At 70.9% G+C, this 19,129-nt stretch carries 20 protein-coding genes and 1 tRNA gene; 6 read left to right on the forward strand and 15 right to left on the reverse strand.

Annotated features, from left to right (window positions below; translation table 11 throughout):
* Positions 1-74 precede the first annotated feature (74 nt).
* The 4 genes from OG230_RS18560 to OG230_RS18575 all read left to right on the forward strand — a co-directional run bounded on the left by OG230_RS18560 (position 75) and on the right by OG230_RS18575 (position 6,058).
* Positions 75-1,355 (forward strand): bifunctional glycosyltransferase family 2/GtrA family protein, encoded by a 1,281-nt coding sequence (locus tag OG230_RS18560; RefSeq protein ID WP_328904852.1) that lies wholly within the window; start codon positions 75-77, stop codon positions 1,353-1,355.
* The gene (locus OG230_RS18565) at positions 1,352-3,502 is read left to right on the forward strand and encodes an ArnT family glycosyltransferase (RefSeq protein ID WP_328904853.1); all 2,151 of its coding nucleotides are present in this window, start codon (positions 1,352-1,354) and stop codon (positions 3,500-3,502) included. Before OG230_RS18560 ends, OG230_RS18565 begins: the two co-directional genes overlap by 4 nt.
* A 132-nt stretch (positions 3,503-3,634) precedes the next feature.
* Entirely contained in the window at positions 3,635-5,188 is a 1,554-nt protein-coding gene (locus OG230_RS18570; RefSeq protein ID WP_328904854.1) for an MFS transporter, read from the forward strand.
* Positions 5,189-5,281: 93 nt separating this feature from the next.
* A complete protein-coding gene (locus OG230_RS18575) occupies positions 5,282-6,058 on the forward strand; it encodes a TetR/AcrR family transcriptional regulator (RefSeq protein ID WP_328904855.1) in 777 nt (258 codons plus the stop codon).
* Between the two features lie 13 nt (positions 6,059-6,071).
* Here the strand turns inward: OG230_RS18575 and OG230_RS18580 are convergent, their stop codons facing one another.
* The 5 genes from OG230_RS18580 to OG230_RS18600 form a co-directional block, all read right to left on the reverse strand.
* The gene (locus tag OG230_RS18580) at positions 6,072-7,040 is read right to left on the reverse strand and encodes an NAD(P)-dependent oxidoreductase (protein ID WP_328904856.1); all 969 of its coding nucleotides are present in this window, start codon (positions 7,038-7,040) and stop codon (positions 6,072-6,074) included.
* Positions 7,041-7,048: 8 nt separating this feature from the next.
* On the reverse strand, positions 7,049-7,519 hold the full coding sequence (locus OG230_RS18585) for a PPOX class F420-dependent oxidoreductase (protein ID WP_328904857.1): 471 nt from the start codon (positions 7,517-7,519) through the stop codon (positions 7,049-7,051).
* Between the two features lie 29 nt (positions 7,520-7,548).
* Positions 7,549-8,364, reverse strand: coding sequence for a YceI family protein (locus tag OG230_RS18590; protein ID WP_328904858.1), 816 nt, complete (start codon positions 8,362-8,364; stop codon positions 7,549-7,551).
* A 198-nt stretch (positions 8,365-8,562) separates the two neighbouring features.
* Positions 8,563-11,043, reverse strand: a complete 2,481-nt coding sequence (locus OG230_RS18595; protein ID WP_328904859.1) for an MFS transporter — start codon at positions 11,041-11,043, stop codon at positions 8,563-8,565.
* Between the two features lie 23 nt (positions 11,044-11,066).
* Entirely contained in the window at positions 11,067-11,579 is a 513-nt protein-coding gene (locus tag OG230_RS18600) for a MarR family winged helix-turn-helix transcriptional regulator (RefSeq protein WP_328904860.1), read from the reverse strand.
* Positions 11,580-11,845: 266 nt separating this feature from the next.
* On the opposite strand from OG230_RS18600, the gene OG230_RS18605 reads away from it, so the two are divergent.
* Positions 11,846-12,061 carry a hypothetical protein gene (locus OG230_RS18605; protein ID WP_328904861.1) on the forward strand — a complete coding sequence of 72 codons (216 nt, stop codon included), beginning with the start codon at positions 11,846-11,848 and terminating at the stop codon, positions 12,059-12,061.
* A 28-nt stretch (positions 12,062-12,089) separates the two neighbouring features.
* Here the strand turns inward: OG230_RS18605 and OG230_RS18610 are convergent, their stop codons facing one another.
* From OG230_RS18610 to OG230_RS18650, 9 genes are all read right to left on the reverse strand, one after another.
* Positions 12,090-12,932 carry a hypothetical protein gene (locus OG230_RS18610; RefSeq protein ID WP_328904862.1) on the reverse strand — a complete coding sequence of 281 codons (843 nt, stop codon included), beginning with the start codon at positions 12,930-12,932 and terminating at the stop codon, positions 12,090-12,092.
* Positions 12,933-13,034: 102 nt separating this feature from the next.
* On the reverse strand, positions 13,035-13,901 hold the full coding sequence (locus tag OG230_RS18615; RefSeq protein ID WP_328904863.1) for an RNA polymerase sigma factor SigF: 867 nt from the start codon (positions 13,899-13,901) through the stop codon (positions 13,035-13,037).
* 234 nt (positions 13,902-14,135) lie between these two features.
* Positions 14,136-14,993, reverse strand: coding sequence for an RNA polymerase sigma factor SigF (locus OG230_RS18620; protein WP_328904864.1), 858 nt, complete (start codon positions 14,991-14,993; stop codon positions 14,136-14,138).
* 188 nt (positions 14,994-15,181) lie between these two features.
* Entirely contained in the window at positions 15,182-15,475 is a 294-nt protein-coding gene (locus OG230_RS18625; protein WP_328904865.1) for a Dabb family protein, read from the reverse strand.
* Positions 15,476-15,484: 9 nt separating this feature from the next.
* A complete protein-coding gene (locus OG230_RS18630) occupies positions 15,485-15,655 on the reverse strand; it encodes a hypothetical protein (RefSeq protein ID WP_328911648.1) in 171 nt (56 codons plus the stop codon).
* A 393-nt stretch (positions 15,656-16,048) separates the two neighbouring features.
* Positions 16,049-16,133, reverse strand: a tRNA-Ser gene (locus tag OG230_RS18635).
* 45 nt (positions 16,134-16,178) lie between these two features.
* Entirely contained in the window at positions 16,179-16,607 is a 429-nt protein-coding gene (gene tadA, locus OG230_RS18640; RefSeq protein ID WP_328904866.1) for a tRNA adenosine(34) deaminase TadA, read from the reverse strand.
* Between the two features lie 81 nt (positions 16,608-16,688).
* Positions 16,689-17,261 (reverse strand): tRNA adenosine deaminase-associated protein, encoded by a 573-nt coding sequence (locus OG230_RS18645; protein WP_328911441.1) that lies wholly within the window; start codon positions 17,259-17,261, stop codon positions 16,689-16,691.
* A gap of 205 nt (positions 17,262-17,466) precedes the next feature.
* Positions 17,467-17,703 carry a hypothetical protein gene (locus OG230_RS18650; RefSeq protein WP_328904867.1) on the reverse strand — a complete coding sequence of 79 codons (237 nt, stop codon included), beginning with the start codon at positions 17,701-17,703 and terminating at the stop codon, positions 17,467-17,469.
* Between the two features lie 103 nt (positions 17,704-17,806).
* Here OG230_RS18650 and upp point away from each other — a divergent pair, with 103 nt between their 5' ends.
* Positions 17,807-18,442: a uracil phosphoribosyltransferase gene (gene upp, locus OG230_RS18655; protein ID WP_056793563.1), complete on the forward strand. Its 636-nt coding sequence runs from the start codon at positions 17,807-17,809 to the stop codon at positions 18,440-18,442.
* 68 nt (positions 18,443-18,510) lie between these two features.
* On the opposite strand, the gene OG230_RS18660 is transcribed toward upp, so the two are convergent.
* Positions 18,511-19,107: a LytR C-terminal domain-containing protein gene (locus OG230_RS18660; protein ID WP_328911442.1), complete on the reverse strand. Its 597-nt coding sequence runs from the start codon at positions 19,105-19,107 to the stop codon at positions 18,511-18,513.
* Positions 19,108-19,129: the final 22 nt, after the last annotated feature.

The raw sequence follows: 19,129 nt of genomic DNA on the forward strand, positions 1-19,129 counted from the left end.
ACCCGCCGCGGCTCACAGCACCGGCACAGGCTCAGCACACCGGCGTGACAGCGCGGTCGACGAGCGTCGAGGGCATGCGAACCGACACCCCCTGGAGTACCTTGCCGGCCCGGGAGCACCTCCTGGCCGGAGCGGTCGACGCGGCCGGTGCACCCGTACTCGACGTCGTGGTCCCCGTCTTCAACGAGGAGAAGGATCTCGAAACCTGTGTGCGCAGGCTGCACGAGCACCTCGAGCGGACCTTCCCGTACCCCTTCCGGATCACCGTCGCCGACAACGCGAGCACCGACAGCACGCCCCAGGTGGCGGCGCGGCTCGCGGCGACCGTCCCGGAAGTGCGCTCGTACCGGCTGGAGGAGAAGGGCCGGGGGCGTGCGCTGCGCACCGTCTGGTCCCACTCGGACGCGCCGGTCCTCGCCTACATGGACGTCGATCTCTCGACCGACCTCAACGCGCTGCTGCCGCTGGTCGCGCCCCTGATCTCGGGCCACTCCGACCTCGCCATCGGCTCCCGGCTCGCGCGCAGTTCGCGGGTGGTGCGCGGCTCGAAGCGGGAGTTCATCTCGCGGGCCTACAACCTCATCCTGCGCTCCTCGCTGGCTGCCCGCTTCAGTGACGCCCAGTGCGGATTCAAGGCGATACGGCGTGAGGTGGCCCAGCGGCTGCTGCCGATGGTCGAGGACACCGGCTGGTTCTTCGACACCGAGATGCTGGTCCTCGCCGAGCGCGCCGGGCTGCGCATCCACGAGGTGCCGGTCGACTGGGTCGACGACCCCGACTCCACGGTGCACATCGTGCGGACGGCGACCGAGGACCTCAAGGGTGTGTGGCGGGTGGGGCGGGCGCTGGCCGTCGGCGCCCTGCCGCTCGACCGGCTCGCCCGGCCCTTCGGGGACGATCCGCGCGACCGCGCGCTGCCCGGGGTGCCGGGCGGGCTGGCCCGCCAGCTGGTCGGGTTCTGTGTCGTGGGCGCCCTCTCCACGCTCTTCTACCTCCTCCTGTACTCGCTGTTCCGGTCGGGCTTCGGGCCGCAGTTCGCCAACGGCGGCGCACTGCTGGTGTCGGCCGTCGCCAATACGGCAGCCAACCGGAGGCTCACCTTCCGAGTGCGGGGACGGGGCGGCGCCGTGCGCCACCAGGCGCAGGGGCTCGTCGTCTTCGCCATCGGTCTCGCCCTGACGAGCGGCTCGCTCGCCGCACTCGGCGCGGCGTCCGGCGCGCCCTCGCACGGCACGGAACTCGCCGTCCTGATCACGGCCAACCTCGCGGCGACGGTGCTGCGGTTTCTGCTCTTCCGCGCCTGGGTCTTCCCGGACCGGAGCGCCTCCGAACACGAACTGAGGAACGTCCGATGACCACCCTGTACCCCGACCATCTCCCCGCCCCGCCGCCGGGCGTCTCCGCGGGACACGGGCGTCCCCGGGCGCCGTTCCTGCGCCGCGCCCTGCGGGGCAGGGAGGACGACCCGCGCTGGGTGCGGCCCGCCGTGTTCGGCATGCTGCTCGTCGTGGGACTGGCCTACCTCTGGAACCTCAGCGCCTCCGGATACGCCAACTCCTTCTACTCCGCGGCCGTACAGGCCGGCAGCCAGAGCTGGAAGGCGTTCTTCTTCGGCTCGCTCGACTCCGCCAACGCCATCACCGTGGACAAGCCCCCGGCCACGCTCTGGCCGATGGCCCTCTCGGTGCGGATCTTCGGCCTCAACGCGTGGGCGCTCCTCGTCCCGCAGGTGCTGATGGCCGTGGCCACGGCCGGGGTGCTCCATGCCGCCGTGCGCCGCCGCTTCGGCGCGCCCGCCGGGCTGATCACGATGGCGGTCTTCGCGCTGACGCCCGTCGCCGCGCTGATGTTCCGCTTCAACAACCCGGACGCGCTCCTCGCGCTCCTGATGACCGTCACCGTCTACTGCGTGCTCCGCGCGCTGGAGAACGGGCGGACGAAGTGGCTGGTGTGGGCCGGCGTCGCCGTCGGGTTCGCGTTCCTGACGAAGACCCTCCAGGCGTTCCTGATCCTGCCGCCGCTCGCCGTGCTCTACGCGGTGTGCGCGCCCACCTCCGTACGCAAGCGGCTGGGCCAACTCGCTCTGTCCGCACTCACGATGGTGGTCGCCGGCGGCTGGTGGGTGGCGATCGTCGAGCTGTGGCCCGCCTCCTCGCGTCCGTACATCGGCGGCTCGCAGAACAACTCCTTCCTGGAGCTGACCTTCGGCTACAACGGACTCGGCCGGCTCAACGGCGAAGAGACCGGAAGCGTCGGCGGCGGGGGCGGCGGAGGCGGCCAGGGCGGCGGCTGGGGAGAGACCGGCATCGGCCGGATGTTCAACTCCGAGATCGGCGGCCAGATCTCCTGGCTGCTGCCCGCCGCGCTGATCCTGCTGCTCGCGGGCGTCTGGCTCACCCGGAAGGCGAAGCGCACGGACACCGCCCGTGCGGCGTTCCTCGCCTGGGGCGGCTCGCTGCTGATGACCGCGCTCGTCTTCAGCTTCATGGCCGGCATCTTCCACCAGTACTACACGGTGGCTCTCGCTCCGTACCTCGCGGCGCTCGTCGGCATGGGTGTCACGGTGCTGTGGGAGGAACGCGCGCTGGGATGGGCGCGGGCGGTGCTCGCCGGAACGCTCGCCGTCACCGTGTACTGGTCCTTCGTCCTGCTGGGGCGCACCCCGGACTATCTGCCGTGGCTGCGCTGGACCGTACTGGTGGCCGGGTTCGTGGGCGCGGTGGGTCTGCTGCTCGTCCCCCGGCTGGGGCGCCGGCTGTCCCTCGCCGTGGTGGGGCTGGGCTTCGCCGCGTCGCTGGCGGGGCCGACGGCGTACACGCTCAGCACGCTCGACACCGGACACCAGGGCTCGATCGTCACCGCGGGTCCGGCAGGCGCCAGCATGATGGGCGGCGGCCGGGGCGGTCCCGGTGGCGGCGGAGAGGGCCCGGGCGGCGGAATGGGCCGGCCTCCGGGCGCCGGTCAGCAGGGCCAGGGCCAGCCGGGCCAGGGTCAGGGCCAGGCAGGGCAGGGCCAGAACGGCCGGCCGCAGGGCGCGATGCCGGGCGGCGGCGCCATGCCGGGCGGAACCATGCCCGGCGGCACGGCCCCGGGCGGTGCCATGGGCGAAGGCGGCGGTGGCGGCGGGATGGGCGGACTGCTCAACGGTTCGTCCGTCAGCGCCAAGGCCGAGAAGCTCCTGAAGGCGAATGCGGGGGACTACACCTGGGCCGCCGCGGCCATCGGCTCGCAGAACGCGGCCAGCTACCAACTCGCCACCGGCGAGCCGGTCATGGCGATCGGCGGCTTCAACGGGAGCGACCCCGCTCCGACGCTCGCGCAGTTCAAGAGCTACGTCGAGGACGGCCGGATCCACTACTTCATCTCCGGCGGCATGGGCGGAGGCGGTGGCAACAGCGGCGCCTCCTCGCAGATCTCCTCGTGGGTCGAGGACCACTTCGCCGAGGTCACGGTCGGCAGCGCGACCTTCTACGACCTGACGCAGCCGGTGGACGAGGGGTGAGCGGAGGCGGGTAATCCCGCCCGGCGGTGGTCGCGAAACTGACTTGTACAGCGTACAAGGAGTGGCTTACGGTGTACGACGCCAAGCACTCCCGTACACCGTACGAGCAGCAATGGAGCTCAAGGAGCCCGTATGACGGCGACCACCGCCGAGCCGAACGACCTCGCCCCGCAGGGGCACCCGCAGCGCTGGCTGATCCTCGGCGTCATCTGTCTGGCCCAGCTCACCGTGCTGCTCGACAACACCGTCCTCAACGTGGCCATCCCGTCCCTCACCACGGAACTGGACGCCTCCACCGCCGACGTGCAGTGGATGATCAACGCGTACTCGCTCGTCCAGTCCGGTCTGCTCCTCACGGCAGGCAGCGCGGCCGACCGCTACGGGCGCAAGCGGATGCTGGTCGCCGGCCTCGCGCTGTTCGGCATCGGCTCGCTGGTGGCCGGGCTCGCGCAGTCCTCCGGCCAGCTGATCGCCGCCCGGGCCGGCATGGGCATCGGCGGGGCGCTGCTGATCACCACCACCCTGGCCGTGGTGGTCCAGATCTTCGACGACAGCGAGCGCGTCAAGGCGATCGGTCTCTGGTCGACCGTCAACTCGCTGGGCTTCGCGACCGGTCCCCTCATCGGGGGGATCATGCTCGACCACTTCTGGTGGGGAGCGATCTTCCTCATCAACATCCCGGTCGCGATCGTCGGCCTGATCGCCGTCCTGCGTCTCGTGCCCGAGTCCAAGAACCCGCAGGGCGACCGGCCCGACCTGCTCGGCGCGCTGCTCTCCACCGTCGGGATGACCGCCGTCGTGTACGCGATCATCTCCGGTCCGGAACACGGCTGGACGTCCGGCCAGGTCCTGCTCACCGCCTTCGTCGGGGTCGCGGTCCTCACCGGATTCGTGCTGTGGGAGCTCCACATCCCGTACCCGATGCTGGACATGCACTTCTTCCGGAACCAGAAGTTCATCGGGGCGGTCGCGGGCGCGATCCTGGTGGCCTTCGGGATGGGCGGTTCGCTCTTCCTGCTGACCCAGCACCTGCAGTTCGTGCTCGGGTACGGGCCCCTGGAGGCCGGACTCCGTACGGCGCCGCTCGCGCTCACCGTGGTCGCGCTCAACCTCACGGGTCTGGGCGCCCGCCTCGTACCGAAGCTGGGGACGCCCGCCACCATCGCCGCCGGGATGAGCCTGCTGGCCGCCGGTCTCGGTGCCATCGCGGTGCTCGGCAGCGACGGGTACGGCGGCATGCTCCTCGGCCTGGTCGTCATGGGTGCGGGCATCTCGCTCGCGATGCCCGCCATGGCGAACGCCATCATGAGTGCCATTCCGCCCGAGAAGGCGGGCGTGGGTGCCGGGGTCAACGGCACGCTCGCCGAATTCGGCAACGGGCTCGGCGTCGCCGTGCTCGGTGCCGTACTGAATTCGCGGTTCGCCGCCCTGGTGCCCGCCGCCGTGGGAGCCGCCTCGCTGCCGGCGGCACTCGCCGCCGCGGACGGCGAGGGGGAGCGGCAGCGCATCACGGACGCCTTCGCCTCCGGTCTGGAGACCAGCCAGCTGGTCGGCGCGGTGGCGGTGCTCGCGGGCGGACTGCTGGCCGCGGCGCTGCTGAGGAGGGCCGAGCGGATGGAATCGGAGCCCTCCGGCCCTGCCGTGAAGGACCCGGCTGCGGCAGACTCGGCCGGAACAGCGGCATAGCATCGGAGGGGACGCGTACCGGACCGTGACCGTCCGGTATGCGGCCCCACCGTCCCCGGTCCGTCCCGTCCGGCAGAACGAGGAGAGTGCGCCATGGTGTCCGCGGCCGACCGCGTGAAGAACCCCGCCCGGACCAGCGTGTGGCTGGATCAGCGGGTTCCCGCGCGCACCCGCAGGTCCGAGTCGCCCGTGGGCCTGGACCGGGACCGGATCACCGCCGCGACGGTGCGGCTGCTGGACGCGGAGGGCCTCGCCAAGTTCTCCATGCGCCGGCTCGCGGCGGAGCTGGACGTCACCGCGATGTCCCTCTACTGGTACGTCGACACCAAGGACGACCTGCTGGAACTGGCGATGGACTCGGTCTTCGCCGAGATCGTGACCCCCGACGAGGCCGCGGACTGGCGCGACCGGCTGCGGGAGGTCGCGCGCAGTTACCGCGAACTGCTGGTCCGTCACATCTGGGTGTCCCCGCTGGCCGGCCATTTCCTCAACATCGGCCCGCACGCGATGCTCTTCTCGTACGCCGTCCAGGACATCGTCCGGGCCACCGGGCTGCCGCCGAAGAACCAGACGGGGGCGCTGGCCGCCGTCTTCCAGTTCGTGTACGGATTCGGCACCATCGAGGGCCACTTCGTCGAGCGGTGCCGGGAGGCGGGGCTCAGCCAGGACGAGTACTTCCAGCAGGCGATGGGCACCATCCGGGCCGAGCCGCACCTCGAGAAGCTGGTCGCGACGTCGCTGGAGACGATGGAGGCGCGCGGCGGCGGCTCGGTCGACGAGATGCGCGAGCGGGACTACGTGTTCGCCCTCGACCTGCTGATCGCGGGCATCGAGACGATGCGGGCGCGCGCCGAGGCCGCCGCCCAGTAACCGGACCGCCCGCTCAGTAGCCCCGGCCCACGTCCACGGCGAGTGCGGGGACCCGGCCCGCGCGCAGGTCCTGCCAGCACGTCTCGAAGTCCCTGACGACGTCCTCGTCGGCGGTGATCCCCGCGGAGTGCGACGTGATCACCGTCCGGGGCAGTCGCCAGCAGCTGTCGTCGGGTGCGGCGGGCTCCTCCGGAAGCACGTCGAGCACGGCCCGTCGTACGGTCCCGGCGCGCAGGGCCGCCCCCAGCGCCTCCATGTCCACGGTCGCCCCGCGTCCGACGTTGACGAACGTCGCGCCCCGCACGGCGGCGAAGCGGGCCGCACCGAAGTGCCCCGCCGTCGCGTCGGTCAGCGGCAGGGCGCCGACCACCCAGCGCGCCGCGCCGAGCGCCTCCGCCTCCCGGCCGGCCTCGTCCGCCCCGATCACCCGGTCGAAGCCCGGCGGAGGTACGGCCCGCGGGCTGCGGGCCACCCCCACCGTCCGGATGCCGCACCCGCGCAGCAGCCCGGCGACCGCCGAACCGATGCGACCGGTGCCGTAGACCAGCGCCTGCTGTCCGCTGGCGAGCTCGGAGGGGATGCGCCGCCACTCGGCCCGCGCGTGCTGCGCGGCGAACTCCGGTACGGACTGGCATTCGGCGAGCACCCAGGCCAGGACGTACTGGGCGATCCGCTCGCCCATCCGGCCCACCGTCCGGGTGAGCAGCGTGTCCTGCGGCCAGGTCCCGGAGCCGAGCAGGGCGTCCGTACCGGCGTTGACGCTGTGGAACCACACGAGGTGCCGGCCGCGCAGCGCGTCCGGCAGAGAGGCGCCCACGTGGATGTACGGACCGTCCGGGGCGTCCTCGGACGCGCGCACCGCCGGGCGTCCGGTGATCCGCTCCAGCTCGCGCACCACGGGCTCGCCGACCGTCGGCGCGACCAGCAGCCGGGCGCGCGCGAGCAGTTCGGGGGCGGGCGGCACGGGAAGGGGATCAGTCATACGAGGTGTCAGCCGCCGGTTGCGAGGTGGGCCGGGAAGCCGCCGGTGGCGATGGGGCCCCAGCGCTCCGGAGTGATCCGGATGATCGACTTGCCCTGCTTGACCATCGCCGCCCGGTACTCGTCCCAGTCCGGGTGCTCGCCGGAGATGTTCCGGAAGTACTCGACGAGCGGCTCGACCGAATCCGGTGAATCGATCACCTCGGCCGAGCCGTCGATCTGCACCCAGGGCCCGTTCCAGTCGTCCGACAGGACGATCACGCTCACGCGGGTGTCCCGTTTGGCGTTACGGGTCTTCGCCCGCTCCGGATAGGTCGAGACGACGATCCGGCCCGAGTCGTCGACGCCGCAGGTGAGCGGGGAGCCCTGGGGGCGGCCGTCGGACCGGGTGGTCAGCAGGATCGCCCGGTGCCGGGGCCTGACGAACGCCAGCAGCTCGTCGAGTTCCACGGCGGTGTTGGTCGCGATGTGGGGTGCCATGCCTGCGACCCTACGACGCTCCCGGACGGTTACGACGGCAGGGACTCGCCCTGCACCGCCTGGATGTCCAGCTCGACGCGGAGCGTCGTGCCGATCGCCGAAATGCCCGCCCGTACCACCTGGTTGTAGTTCATGGCGAAGTCGTCGCGGCGCAGTTCGGTCGTCGCGTGGAAGGCCGCGCGCACCCCGCCCCAGGGGTCGGGTCCCGTGCCCAGATAGCTGAGGTCCAGGTCGACGGAGCGCGTGACGCCGTGCAGCGTGAGTTCCCCGTGGACGGTCCAGCGGTCGGGGCCGGCCGGGGTAAGCCCGCCGGAGCGGTAGGTGATCTCCGGGAAGCGGTCCACGTCCAGGAAGTCGGGCGAGCGCAGGTGCTTGTCCCGCATGCCGTTGCCGGTGTCGATGCCGGCCGCGCCGATGACGGCCTCGACCCGGGACTTCTCGACGTCCGGCGCGATCTCGATCCGGCCGGTGAAGTCGGTGAACCGGCCGTGCACGCTGGAGATCCCCAGGTGCTGCGCGACCGCGCCCACCGAGGAGTGCGCGGGGTCCAGCGACCAGATGCCCGGAGGCGGAAGTTCCGCCCCGCCCTGGCGGGCCATGACGACCGTGCCCGCGTCGATCCGGCCGCCCGCCGTGACGAGCGCGGTGGAGGCGGTGGGGGCGTATCCGACCGCCGTGACGATCACCGTGTACGCGCCGGCCGGCAGGGGGTTCTCGGTGCGGACCGCCCCGTCCTCGTTCGCGGCGGCGCGCAGCACCTGGGTGCCGGTCATGTCGGTGACTGTCACGACCGCGTGCTGGACCGCCCAGCCGTCCCGCGTCCGTACCTGTGCGCGAAGTGCCATCCCGTTTCTCTCTCCTTGCTCCATGACCCGGAGGGTCAATGAGTCGGGCCCCGGGGACGGGTGCGGCAGGCCGTCCCCTGCCTGCCGCACCCGCCACCGGGGCCCGTTTCCGCCGGCCGGGACAGCCTCTCCGCTGGAAGTGCTGTCCCGCCAGGGGTCTTTGTTGCCCGTGTTAACCGAGTTACCCGAGTGACACGGTTACTCGCCGGGGTGGGCGAGCTCGATGTCGTGGCCGTCGACTCCGTGACCGGCCACGGTCAGGGCGCCGGCCACCGGCGGGTAGCCGGTCGCGACGACCGAGTACTCGCCCGCGTCCAGGTCGGTGAAGGCGTACGCCCCGTCCTCCCCGGTCGTCGCGGTGGCGACCACGTTGCCGGCCGCGTCGATGAGCGTGACGCGGGCGTCGGACAGGAGGCTCCGGGCGGACCCGGCCCGTACGACACCCTGGACCAGCGCACCGGCCCGCAGCGCCGCCTCGACCCGGGTGACGCCCTGGCCGCCGATCTCGACGGGCAGGGCCAGCGGGCGGAACCCGGCGGCGTTCAGGGCGACGGTCACCGCGCCCGGGACCAGCTCGCCGAAGGCGAACTCGCCCGCCTCGCCGGACGTGCCGGTCGCCAGGACATCGCCGCGCACATCGGTCACGACGACCATGGCGCCCTGGACCGGAGCCCCGGTCTCCTCGGCCCGCACGGTCCCGGTGAGACCGCTCGTGCCGACGAGGAGGATGTCGTACGTGACGGGCTCGTCGCCGACGACCACGGTGGACGCCTGCGGCTGGAAGCCGTCGGCGGACGCGATCAGGACGTACGAACCGGCGCCCGGCGCGTCCAGGACGTAGCCGCCGTCGGCCTGGGCGACGGAGCGCCCCAGCTGCCGGCCGGCCGGTGAGATCAGCGTGACGGCGGCCCGGGCGACGGGTACGCCCTCGGCGCCGCGCACCACTCCGCGTACCGCCGTGCCTCCCGGCGTCTCCACCGGAGCGTCGAGGGTGGCGACCGAGGTGACCCCGGCGGCTGCCTCGGCGACCTGGGCCGCCGTTCCGGACACCGGCTCGGCGGGTGCCGGGACGGCCTCGGCGGCGGCGGGGGTCTCGCTCGACGCACTCGTCTTCAGCGCGACCTCCTTGATGAAGATCGTCACGACGAAGGCGATGAGCGCGGCCGGCGCCGCGTAGAGGAAGACGTCGCCGACACCGTGGCCGTACGCGGCCTCGACGACCGTGCGGAACGGGCCGGGCAGGGTGTCCAGGTCGGGGATGCCCCCGCCGGCCGTACCGCCGTGGCCCATGGCCGCGCCCTCGGGACCGAGGTCGGCCAGGCCGTCCTTGACGTAGTGGGTGACGCGGTTCGCCATGACGGCGCCCAGCGCCGAGACGCCGATCGCACCACCGAGCGAACGGAAGAACGTGACGACGGAGCTGGCGGAACCGAGGTCGGCGGGAGCCACCTGGTTCTGCGTGGCGAGCACCAGGTTCTGCATCATCATGCCGACGCCGAGGCCCATCACGAACATGTAGACCGCGATGTGCCAGTACTCCGTGTCGTACCGGATGGTGCCCAGCATGCCGAGCCCGGCCGTGACCAGGAAGCCGCCGCTGACCAGCCATGCCTTCCAGCGCCCGGTCTTGGTGATGACCTGGCCGGAGATCGTCGAGGAGAGGAAGAGCCCCGCGATCATGGGGATCGTCATGACGCCGGACATCGTCGGCGACTTGTCGCGGGCGAGCTGGAAGTACTGGCTGAAGAACACGGTGCCCGCGAACATCGCGATACCGACGAACAGCGAGGCGACCGAGGCCAGCGTGATGGTGCGGTTGCGGAAGAGGCGGAGCGGGATGATCGGCTCGCTCGCCTTCGACTCGACGAGCAGGAAGAGCCCGATGAGCACGACGGTGCCGCCGAGCATCGCGTACGTGGGTCCGGAGATCCAGTCGTACTTGTCGCCCGCGAAGGTCACCCAGAGCAGCAGCAGGGAGACGGCGGCGCTGATGAAGAAGGCGCCCGCCCAGTCGACCTTGACCTCGCGCTTGACGACCGGGAGCTTCAGCGTCTTCTGGAGGACGACGAGTGCGATGACCGCGAACGGCACGCCCACGTAGAAGCACCAGCGCCAGCCCATCCAGCTGGTGTCGGTGATGACGCCGCCGAGCAGCGGACCGCCGACGGTGGCGACGGCGAAGACCGCGCCGAGGTAGCCGCTGTAACGGCCGCGCTCGCGCGGGGCGATCATCGCGGCCATGACGATCTGGGCGAGGGCGGAGAGGCCGCCGACGCCGATGCCCTGCACGACACGGCAGGCGATCAGCATGCCGCTGCTGGTGGAGAGACCGGCGACGACCGAGCCCGCGACGTAGATGACCAGCGATATCTGGACCAGCAGCTTCTTGCTGAACAGGTCGGAGAGCTTGCCCCACAGCGGGGTGGTGGCGGTCATGGCCAGCAGCGAGGCCGTCACGACCCAGGTGTAGGCGCTCTGGCCGCCGCCGAGGTCGGAAATGATCTCGGGCAGAGCGTTGGAGACGACCGTCGACGACAGGATCGCGACGAACATGCCGAGCAGCAGCCCGGTCAGCGCTTCCATGATCTGCCGGTGTGTCATCGGCGTGCCGTCGGAGGCTTCGGAGCCCCCGTGCTTGGCGTGGCCGCCCCGCACACCGGTCGGTGTGGTCGTAGCCATTGAGTTCCTTCTCTTTGCATCTGTTACATCGATGTACGGGTGTGCGAATCCTCGGCGTGCCGCGTGCGGCAGTCCCCGCTGTGCTTTCCGGGAAGGCACTCACCGGAGCCGCGACAGGCGAAGCTGTCACGCAGCCGGGACAGCAGCGCGTTCAGCCGGCCGACGTCGTCGTCGGACCAGTCGATGAGTTTCTGGGCGAACATCTCGGTCGTCCGGCGGCTCAGCTCGTCGAGCTGCTCGCCTCCCGCCGGGGTCAGCCGCAGGATGCGGGACCGCTTGTCGGCGGGGTCCGGGGACCTCTCTATCCAGCCTCGTTCGGCCACGTGAGCGACATGACGGCTGGTCACCGACATGTCCACGGCCAAGAGCTCGGCAAGTCTGCTGATCCGCATCTCGCCGTGTTCCGCCAGGAGTGCCAGCACCGCGGCGGAGCCGCCGGGGCACTCGGGGGGAAGGGTGCGGGCGAGACCGCGCTTGACGGCGCCGACCGCGCTGAGCTGCCGGGCCAGTTCCTGGTAGTGACTCCGAGCGGCCATGGGCCCTCCCGACACTCGGCGCCAACTAATTGCTTAGGGCAACCATAGAAGCCGATGGTTGCTGCAGGCAAACGAAAAGACCCTTGCAGAAGTAAAGGAACGCAAAAGGCTCCGTACGGTCCGGGTCAAACGCGCAGCGTGCGGCGCCGACCCCTCGCCGACTGTGACGCCTGCCACCCGGCTGGGCCGGGAACGCCGACCGGATCACCGGCCCCGCGGCACCCGGGGGTTGGGTGGTAACGCCGAGTTCGCTAGGGTCCTGGCCCATGGCACACAACCCCCACGCCCCTCAGCAGGGCCCCGAGGGCACCAACGACCCGGCGGGCAGCACCCAGATGTTCCGCGCTTTCGTCGACGAGGGCGAGCCGCAGCGCCGGCAGCAGCCGGCCGCGACCTCCTCCGGGCCGAAGGCCGGGATGATCGCGGCTGTCGTCGCGGTGATCGTCGTCCTCGGCGCGGTCGCCTGGCTCGCGCTCGGCTGACCTCTCCGGTCCCCCACGCAGGTGGGGGTCACTTCCATGCGGCGGTGACGTCCTGGGTCTCGATCCGCATCCCCAGGGGCACCCGCCAGGCGTCCACACAGACGGTGTACGTCTTCTTCCGCACCGCTCCCGCGTCGATGGGCGCGGGAAGCGGCTGCGTCGACTCGACGGTCGCCCAGTCGACCCCGAGCGCGCCGATGACGTGCGTCTCGAAGGTGACGGTGCCCGATCGGACCGGCGAACCGCCGGTGTTGCGGAACTCCACGGTCACCTTCTCGCACCAGCGTTCGTCCGCCTCCGCGGGCACCGGGTCGCCGACCTGGAGTGCGGCGGGGGTGGCGGGTGTGGTGGGGCCGGGGCTGCCCGAGGGCGGCGGGGTGCTCCCCGTATCCCCGGAGCCGCCGCTGCCGCCGGAACCTCCGGCGCTTCCCGGTTCCGCGCTGCCGGTACCGCCCGTGCCTCCGGTGCTCCCTGAGCTTCCCCGGCCGGGCTCCGAGCCGCCCGTTCCGCTGCCGGGTCCCGTGGTGGCGGTACGTCCCCCGGCTCCCGGTGCGCCGTCCGGTACGCCGGGCGGCCCGTCGTCCGTGGCCGTCCCGGCCCCGTCGGTACGGGCGCCGTCCTTCCCGCTGCCGTCCCCGTCGCTCTCCGCGCCCGGGGAGTCCATCGGGATCAGCGTGACCTTCCCCGAGGGCTGGCCGGCCTCCTTCGGAGCCTCGGCCGGGCCGGCACCGGCCGCGCCGACCGCCACGTAACCGTCGTCACCTGCGCCGTTGCCGCAGGCGGCAAGGGTGCCGCCCAGGCACAGCACGGCCGCCGAGGCGACGATCACGGAGCCCCGGCGGCCGGTCGGGCGATATGTCTGACGTCGCATCGCGCCAGTGTGGCTGACGGTCCGTCAATTCGGAACCCTCGCGCGGAAGTGCGGGGCCGGACAGACTCTGGGTCCGTCCGGACCTGCTTCGTCGGACGGGCGTCAGTCGGCGATGAGCCCTTCCCTGAGCTGGGCGAGCGTGCGGGTCAGCAGGCGCGAGACGTGCATCTGCGAGATGCCGACCTCCTCGCCGATCTGGGACTGCGTCATGTTGGCGAAGAAGCGCAGCATGATGATCTGCCGCTCGCGCGGGGCGAGTTTGGCCAGCAGCGGCTTCAGGGACTCGCGGTACTCGACGCCTTCCAGGGCCGTGTCCTCGTACCCCAGGCGGTCGGCGAGCGAGCCCTCGCCGCCGTCGTCCTCGGGCGAGGGGGAGTCCAGCGACGAGGCGGTGTAGGCGTTGCCCACGGCCAGGCCGTCGACCACGTCCTCCTCGGAGACGCCGAGCGCCTTGGCCAGCTCAGGGACGGTCGGCGAGCGGTCCAGCTTCTGGGCGAGCTCGTCGCTGGTCTTGGTGAGGGCGAGCCGCAGCTCCTGGAGGCGGCGCGGCACGCGCACCGACCACGAGGTGTCGCGGAAGAAGCGTTTGATCTCCCCGACCACGGTCGGCATGGCGAAGGTCGGGAACTCCACGCCCCGTTCGCAGTCGAAGCGGTCGATCGCCTTGATCAGGCCGATGGTGCCGACCTGGACGATGTCTTCCATGGGCTCGTTGCGGCTGCGGAACCGCGCCGCCGCGTACCGCACGAGCGGGAGATTGAGCTCGATGAGCGTGTCCCGCACATAGGCCCGCTCCGGGCTGTCCGTTCCGTCGGGGCCCGGTGCGGGACCCAGTGCGGCGAGCCGCAGGAACAGGGAGCGGGACAGCGTGCGGGTGTCGATGGCTTCCGACGAGCTGGTGAGCACGGTCGGTGCCGGCACGCTCTTCGTGAGCGTGAGCACCTTCGAGCTGCCCTGTTCTGCGGACATGCCACCCCCTTGAGGTCGCGGACGGTCGCGGTGGCCGCGACCATCGGAGGAACGCAGCCTCCACCTGAATACCGGAGGGGAGGCTGCGGCAAACGCGGTTCCAGCAGAATGTCACATGTCGGCAACACGCTGTAGTGACATGTCGACAAGTCAGCGTCATGTCTGTGCAGGAAACAGGGGGTGTGAGGCTTTTACGCCGCCCGAACCGGATCAGGCACGATCTACCCGATCCGGTTACGCCTCGATCCTATTTGCGGATCGGAGTCGCGCGAAGCTTCTGGCCAGCAGTCTTGACACATGCATCTGGGAAACGCCCAATTCCGCGCTGATCTGTGACTGGGTCAGATTGCTGTAATAGCGCAGCAGCAGGATGCGCTGCTCGCGCTCGGGCAGCTGGACGAGCAGATGCCGTACGAGGTCGCGGTGCTCGACCCCCGCGAGGGCCGGGTCCTCGTACCCGAGCCGGTCCAGGAGTCCTGGCAGCCCGTCACCCTCCTGCGCGGCCTCCAGTGAGGTCGCGTGGTACGAGCGGCCCGCCTCGATGCAGGCGAGGACCTCGTCCTCGGGGATCTTGAGCCGCTCGGCGATCTCCCCCGTGGTGGGGGAGCGGCCGTGAGCGGTCGTCAGGTCCTCGGTGGCACCGGTGACCTGGACCCACAGCTCGTGGAGCCGCCTCGGTACGTGGACGGTCCGTACGTTGTCCCGGAAGTACCGCTTGATCTCGCCGACCACCGTCGGCATCGCGAAGGTCGGGAACTGGACGCCGCGTTCCGGGTCGAAGCGGTCGATCGCGTTGATCAGGCCGATGGTGCCGACCTGGACGACGTCCTCCATCGGTTCGTTGCGGCTGCGGAAGCGGGCCGCCGCGTACCGCACGAGCGGCAGGTTCGCCTCGATCAGGGCCGCCCGGACCCTGCCGTGTTCGGACGTGCCCGGTTCCAGCCCCTTGAGCCGGCCGAACAGCACCTGCGTGAGAGCCCTGGTGTCCGCGCCCCGGGTCCTTGCGGGCGCGGCGGGATCGGGTGTCTCGGTCTGGATGTCGTCGGTCTGGACGTTCTGGGGAGGCACTTGAGGCGCTGTACTGGCCGGCACGGTGACGCCACCCCTTTGCGGTCAACTACGGTCAACTCATCCGTCAAAAGCGGTCATAGCATCACAAGACATGTCCACTGTGTGCAAGCACCGCATGTACCCGTGTTGAGGATGAGTCGGTTTAAACGCAAAGAAAAACCCCTCACCTGAGTGGTGAGGGGCCAGGCGGACCAAGGGTCCGTCACGTGTCAGAACGGATAGTCGGCGATCACCCAACTGGCGAATTCGCGCCACTGGCCGGCCGCGGCCTGATGGGCCGGATGCTCGATATAGCGCTTCAGGGCGTCCTCGTCGGTGACCGCGGAGTTGATCGCGAAGTCGTAGGCGATCGGCCGGTCGGTGATGTTCCAGGCGCACTCCCAGAACTCCAGCTCCGGGATCTGCCCCTCGAGCTCCTGGAAGGCCCTCACTCCGGCGACGACCCTCGGCTCGTCCCGCTCGACGCCGTCGTTCAGCTTGAACAGGACCAGATGGCGGATCATCGGGTTCTCCTACTTGATGAGCTCGGACATGAAGTCGCCGACGCCCTGGGCGGCACTCGCTATGCCCTCGAACCCTACCTGGACAAGATCAGCGGCCCGTTCGGGGGACGTGATGATCGTGTACAGCACGAAGACCGAAACCATGTAGAGCACGATCTTCTTCGCTTGCACCACAGCCACTGCCTCTCCCGTTCGCTCCCCTGTACGGTCGGGCGATTCTAGCCGCACGAATGGCCGTATCCCGAGGATGTTTCCGATCACGGACCAGATCACTGACACGGTCTTTAGGGACCAAGGACCCTGCGATGGGGGCCCTTCGCCCGGCGATGCGGCTTTCGTACGGAGGCAGGATGGGGAACGAGCCCGGCGGATCCGACAGGAATCCGCAGGGCGAGGAACAGGACCTCTCTGTGGGGTCCGCGCCGCGACCGTCCCCCCGGGCAGCGGCGAGGACCAGTAGGCCCTGTTCTCATCGGGGGAAGCGGCTTGTCCCCCCGATGCCGCTTCCCCCGACCTGATCTCCCCGGAATGCTCGAAGGGCCCGACGCGATGCGTCGGGCCCTTCGTTGTGAGCGGTAGCGGAGGGATTTGAACCCTCGGTGAGTTTCCCCACACTCGCTTTCGAGGCGAGCTCCTTCGGCCGCTCGGACACGCTACCGAGAGAGAGCTTAGACCATCCCGGGCCGTGATCAGAAATCAGATCTCAGAGCGTGCGGAAGAAGGCCGTCAGCTGGGCCGAGCACGCCTCCTCCAGCACTCCGGCGACGACCTCGGGCCGGTGGTTCAGCCGGCGGTCCCGTATGACGTCCCAGAGGGAGCCGGCGGCGCCGGCTTTCTCGTCCCGCGCCCCGTAGACCACCCGGTCGACCCGGGACTGCACGAGGGCGCCCGCGCACATCGTGCACGGTTCCAGGGTGACCACCAGGGTGCAGCCGGACAGCCGCCACTCGCCGAGCGCGGCGGCGGCCCGGCGGATGGCGAGCACCTCGGCGTGGGCGGTCGGGTCCCCGGTCGCCTCGCGTTCGTTGTGGCCCGCGGCGAGCAGTGAGCCGTCGGGGCCGAGGATCACGGCGCCGACCGGCACATCGCCGGCCAGCGCCGCCTGCGCGGCCTCGTCCAGGGCATGGCGCATGGGTGCCTGCCACGGGTCCCGTACGGGGTCGTGGAGAGGCGGTGAGAGGGGTGGGGGTGGTGGTGCGTTCACCCGCGGACCCTAACGGACGGACTCCATGACCTCGGCCGCTCCCAGCGCGTCCGCGATCTCCACCAGCGCATCGGTGCGCAGGGTCAGCAGCTCCTTCTCCGAAAGGCCGAAATCGGCGAGGAGTCCGAGGTCCCCGAGCGGTCCCGCTGGTACGGCGTCCAGGGGGGTGTCGTCTTCGTCGACCACCGGATCGGCCCGGTCGTCCACGGCGGCGCCTTCGGCCGCTTCCGGTTCGCCGTCCTCCGTGCCGTCGAGGTCGACGAGCTCTTCCAGTTCGGCGATCTCGTCCTCGGCCCCCGGTTCGCGGCCGAGCAGTTCGTCGGTGAGCAGGATCTCCCCGTACGAGGAGCGAGCGGCGGCGGACGCGTCCGAGACGTAGATACGGGGGTCCTCCTCACCGTCCACCCGGACGACGCCGAACCAGGCGTCCTCCTGCTCGATGTAGACCAGGACCGTGTCCTCGTCCACCGAGGCGTCCCGGGCCAGATCGGTCAGATCGGACAGGGTCTCCACATCGTCCAGCTCCGTGTCGCTCGCTTCCCACCCGTCTTCGGTGCGCGCGAGCAGTGCGGCGAAGTACACCGTGACTCTCCCACTTGTCATAGGTGAATCGGTCCGACGGGAGGGCAGCCGTTGTTCCGGCTGCTCTGTGCCCGCCCAATCGGCATCGTGGCAGAAACAGCGGCGGAGCGAGACCTCTTCGACCGTTGCGTCGGCCATCAGTTGTGGGAGTGCCTGCTCGGCGGGGGGTCCTCGCGGGGCGGTCCACCGGCCCGCGACGTGGCGGTCACCAACGGAATGTGCGCATCCGCATCGCTTGGCGCATCCGGGCTGCACGGGCCCTGCGGGGCTGGACCCGGTCGCGCAACTGCTTGGCCTCGTGGAGCTCACGGAGGAACTGTGCGCGGCGCCTGCGGCGCGCCGTTTCGGTCTCCCGGATGTCCGGCGCCTCCGGCGCGTCGTCCGGCGCGTCCCTCGGGACGCGTGCGGCACGCGCGCGCTTCGGCTGCTCCCCGTCCGCCATCGACACACCACCCCAATGCTGGGTCCGTATGCCACCACCTTCCCTCCGAACAGGTGGTTGATGCCAGCGCAGAGTGCCGGGAGGCACGGCTACTGTTGACGTCATGCGGATCCACGTCGTCGACCACCCGCTGGTGGCGCACAAACTCACCACGCTGCGCGACAAGCGCACCGACTCCCCGACCTTCCGGCGCCTCGCCGACGAGCTGGTCACCCTGCTCGCCTACGAGGCCACCAGGGATGTGCGCACCGAGCAGGTCGACATCGAGACCCCGGTGACGCCCACGACCGGGGTCAAGCTCTCGTACCCCCGGCCCCTCGTCGTCCCGATCCTGCGTGCCGGTCTCGGCATGCTCGACGGCATGGTGCGGCTCCTGCCGACGGCCGAGGTCGGCTTCCTCGGCATGATCCGCAACGAGGAGACGCTCCAGGCGGAGACGTACGCGACGCGGATGCCGGAGGACCTCTCGGGCCGCCAGGTCTATGTCCTGGACCCCATGCTGGCCACCGGCGGCACGCTGGTCGCGGCCATCCGGGAGCTGATCAAGCGCGGTGCTGACGATGTCACCGCGGTCGTGCTGCTCGCGGCGCCCGAGGGCGTCGAGGTGATGGAGCGCGAGCTGGCGGGCACGCCCGTCACCGTGGTCACCGCCTCCGTCGACGAGCGGCTCAACGAGAACGGCTACATCGTGCCGGGGCTGGGCGACGCCGGTGACCGGATGTACGGCACGGTCGACTAGGGCCTCTCGTGCGGACCCCCGGCGGCCGGAACGGCTGCCGGGGCCCGAGGGGCTCCGGCAGGCCCGTGTCAGCAGGACGAAGGGGCCGGGGCCGGCTTCGTGAGAGCGGTCAGGGCGGTCGCGGCGGCCCCGGGTGTGTTGAACGCCTTGAACTTCGTGCCGAGGATCAGGTCGACGTCCGCCGTCCGGCGGGCATCGGTCTTCTGCAGGCTCCCCGGCAGCTGGGTGCCGAGCACCGGGAACGGGCCGTTCGCCGCCGCAGGGGCGCCCAGCAGCATCGCTGTGCCGGGGACCTTCTTGTCGTACGCGGCGGGGGCGTTGCCCACCTTGCCGATGGTGAAGCCGCGCTTCTTCAGCTCGTCGGCGGCGGCCTTCGCGAGCCCGCTGCGCGGGGTCGCGTTGTAGACGTTCACCTTGATGCCGGCCGGCCTGGGCAGCACCTTCGCGGGCGCCGCCGGCTTGGACGAGGCGCACTTCTTCTTGTGGTCGGCGGCGACGGCTTTCTTGTCGCCGCCGGTGAAGACGTCGATGAGCTGCAGCGTGCCCCAGCCGGCCAGGCCGAGGGCCACCACTGCGGCCACGGCCGTCAGGACGAGCCTGCGGCGGTGACGGGGGCGGCGCATCCGCGGGTACGTGTTGCCCGTGATGCGGTACTTTCCGCCCATGCCGGGGGGAGTGAGCATGCTC

It is taken from the genome of Streptomyces sp. NBC_00234, assembly GCF_036195325.1.
Lineage (GTDB): Bacteria > Actinomycetota > Actinomycetes > Streptomycetales > Streptomycetaceae > Streptomyces.

Bases quoted from the DNA above. Each gene is read 5' to 3' on its own strand.
- OG230_RS18580 (WP_328904856.1), bottom strand. From the start codon at position 7,040: ATGACTGATCCCCTTCCCGTGCCGCCCGCCCCCGAACTGCTCGCGCGC.
- OG230_RS18575 (WP_328904855.1), top strand. From the start codon at position 5,282: ATGGTGTCCGCGGCCGACCGCGTGAAGAACCCCGCCCGGACCAGCGTG.
- OG230_RS18565 (WP_328904853.1), top strand. From the start codon at position 1,352: ATGACCACCCTGTACCCCGACCATCTCCCCGCCCCGCCGCCGGGCGTC.
- OG230_RS18585 (WP_328904857.1), bottom strand. From the start codon at position 7,519: ATGGCACCCCACATCGCGACCAACACCGCCGTGGAACTCGACGAGCTG.
- OG230_RS18600 (WP_328904860.1), bottom strand. From the start codon at position 11,579: ATGGCCGCTCGGAGTCACTACCAGGAACTGGCCCGGCAGCTCAGCGCG.
- OG230_RS18595 (WP_328904859.1), bottom strand. From the start codon at position 11,043: ATGGCTACGACCACACCGACCGGTGTGCGGGGCGGCCACGCCAAGCAC.
- OG230_RS18610 (WP_328904862.1), bottom strand. From the start codon at position 12,932: ATGCGACGTCAGACATATCGCCCGACCGGCCGCCGGGGCTCCGTGATC.
- upp (WP_056793563.1), top strand. From the start codon at position 17,807: ATGCGGATCCACGTCGTCGACCACCCGCTGGTGGCGCACAAACTCACC.
- OG230_RS18660 (WP_328911442.1), bottom strand. From the start codon at position 19,107: ATGGGCGGAAAGTACCGCATCACGGGCAACACGTACCCGCGGATGCGC.
- OG230_RS18605 (WP_328904861.1), top strand. From the start codon at position 11,846: ATGGCACACAACCCCCACGCCCCTCAGCAGGGCCCCGAGGGCACCAAC.
- tadA (WP_328904866.1), bottom strand. From the start codon at position 16,607: ATGCGCCATGCCCTGGACGAGGCCGCGCAGGCGGCGCTGGCCGGCGAT.
- OG230_RS18615 (WP_328904863.1), bottom strand. From the start codon at position 13,901: ATGTCCGCAGAACAGGGCAGCTCGAAGGTGCTCACGCTCACGAAGAGC.
- OG230_RS18650 (WP_328904867.1), bottom strand. From the start codon at position 17,703: ATGGCGGACGGGGAGCAGCCGAAGCGCGCGCGTGCCGCACGCGTCCCG.
- OG230_RS18590 (WP_328904858.1), bottom strand. From the start codon at position 8,364: ATGGCACTTCGCGCACAGGTACGGACGCGGGACGGCTGGGCGGTCCAG.
- OG230_RS18560 (WP_328904852.1), top strand. From the start codon at position 75: ATGCGAACCGACACCCCCTGGAGTACCTTGCCGGCCCGGGAGCACCTC.
- OG230_RS18625 (WP_328904865.1), bottom strand. From the start codon at position 15,475: ATGATCCGCCATCTGGTCCTGTTCAAGCTGAACGACGGCGTCGAGCGG.
- OG230_RS18570 (WP_328904854.1), top strand. From the start codon at position 3,635: ATGACGGCGACCACCGCCGAGCCGAACGACCTCGCCCCGCAGGGGCAC.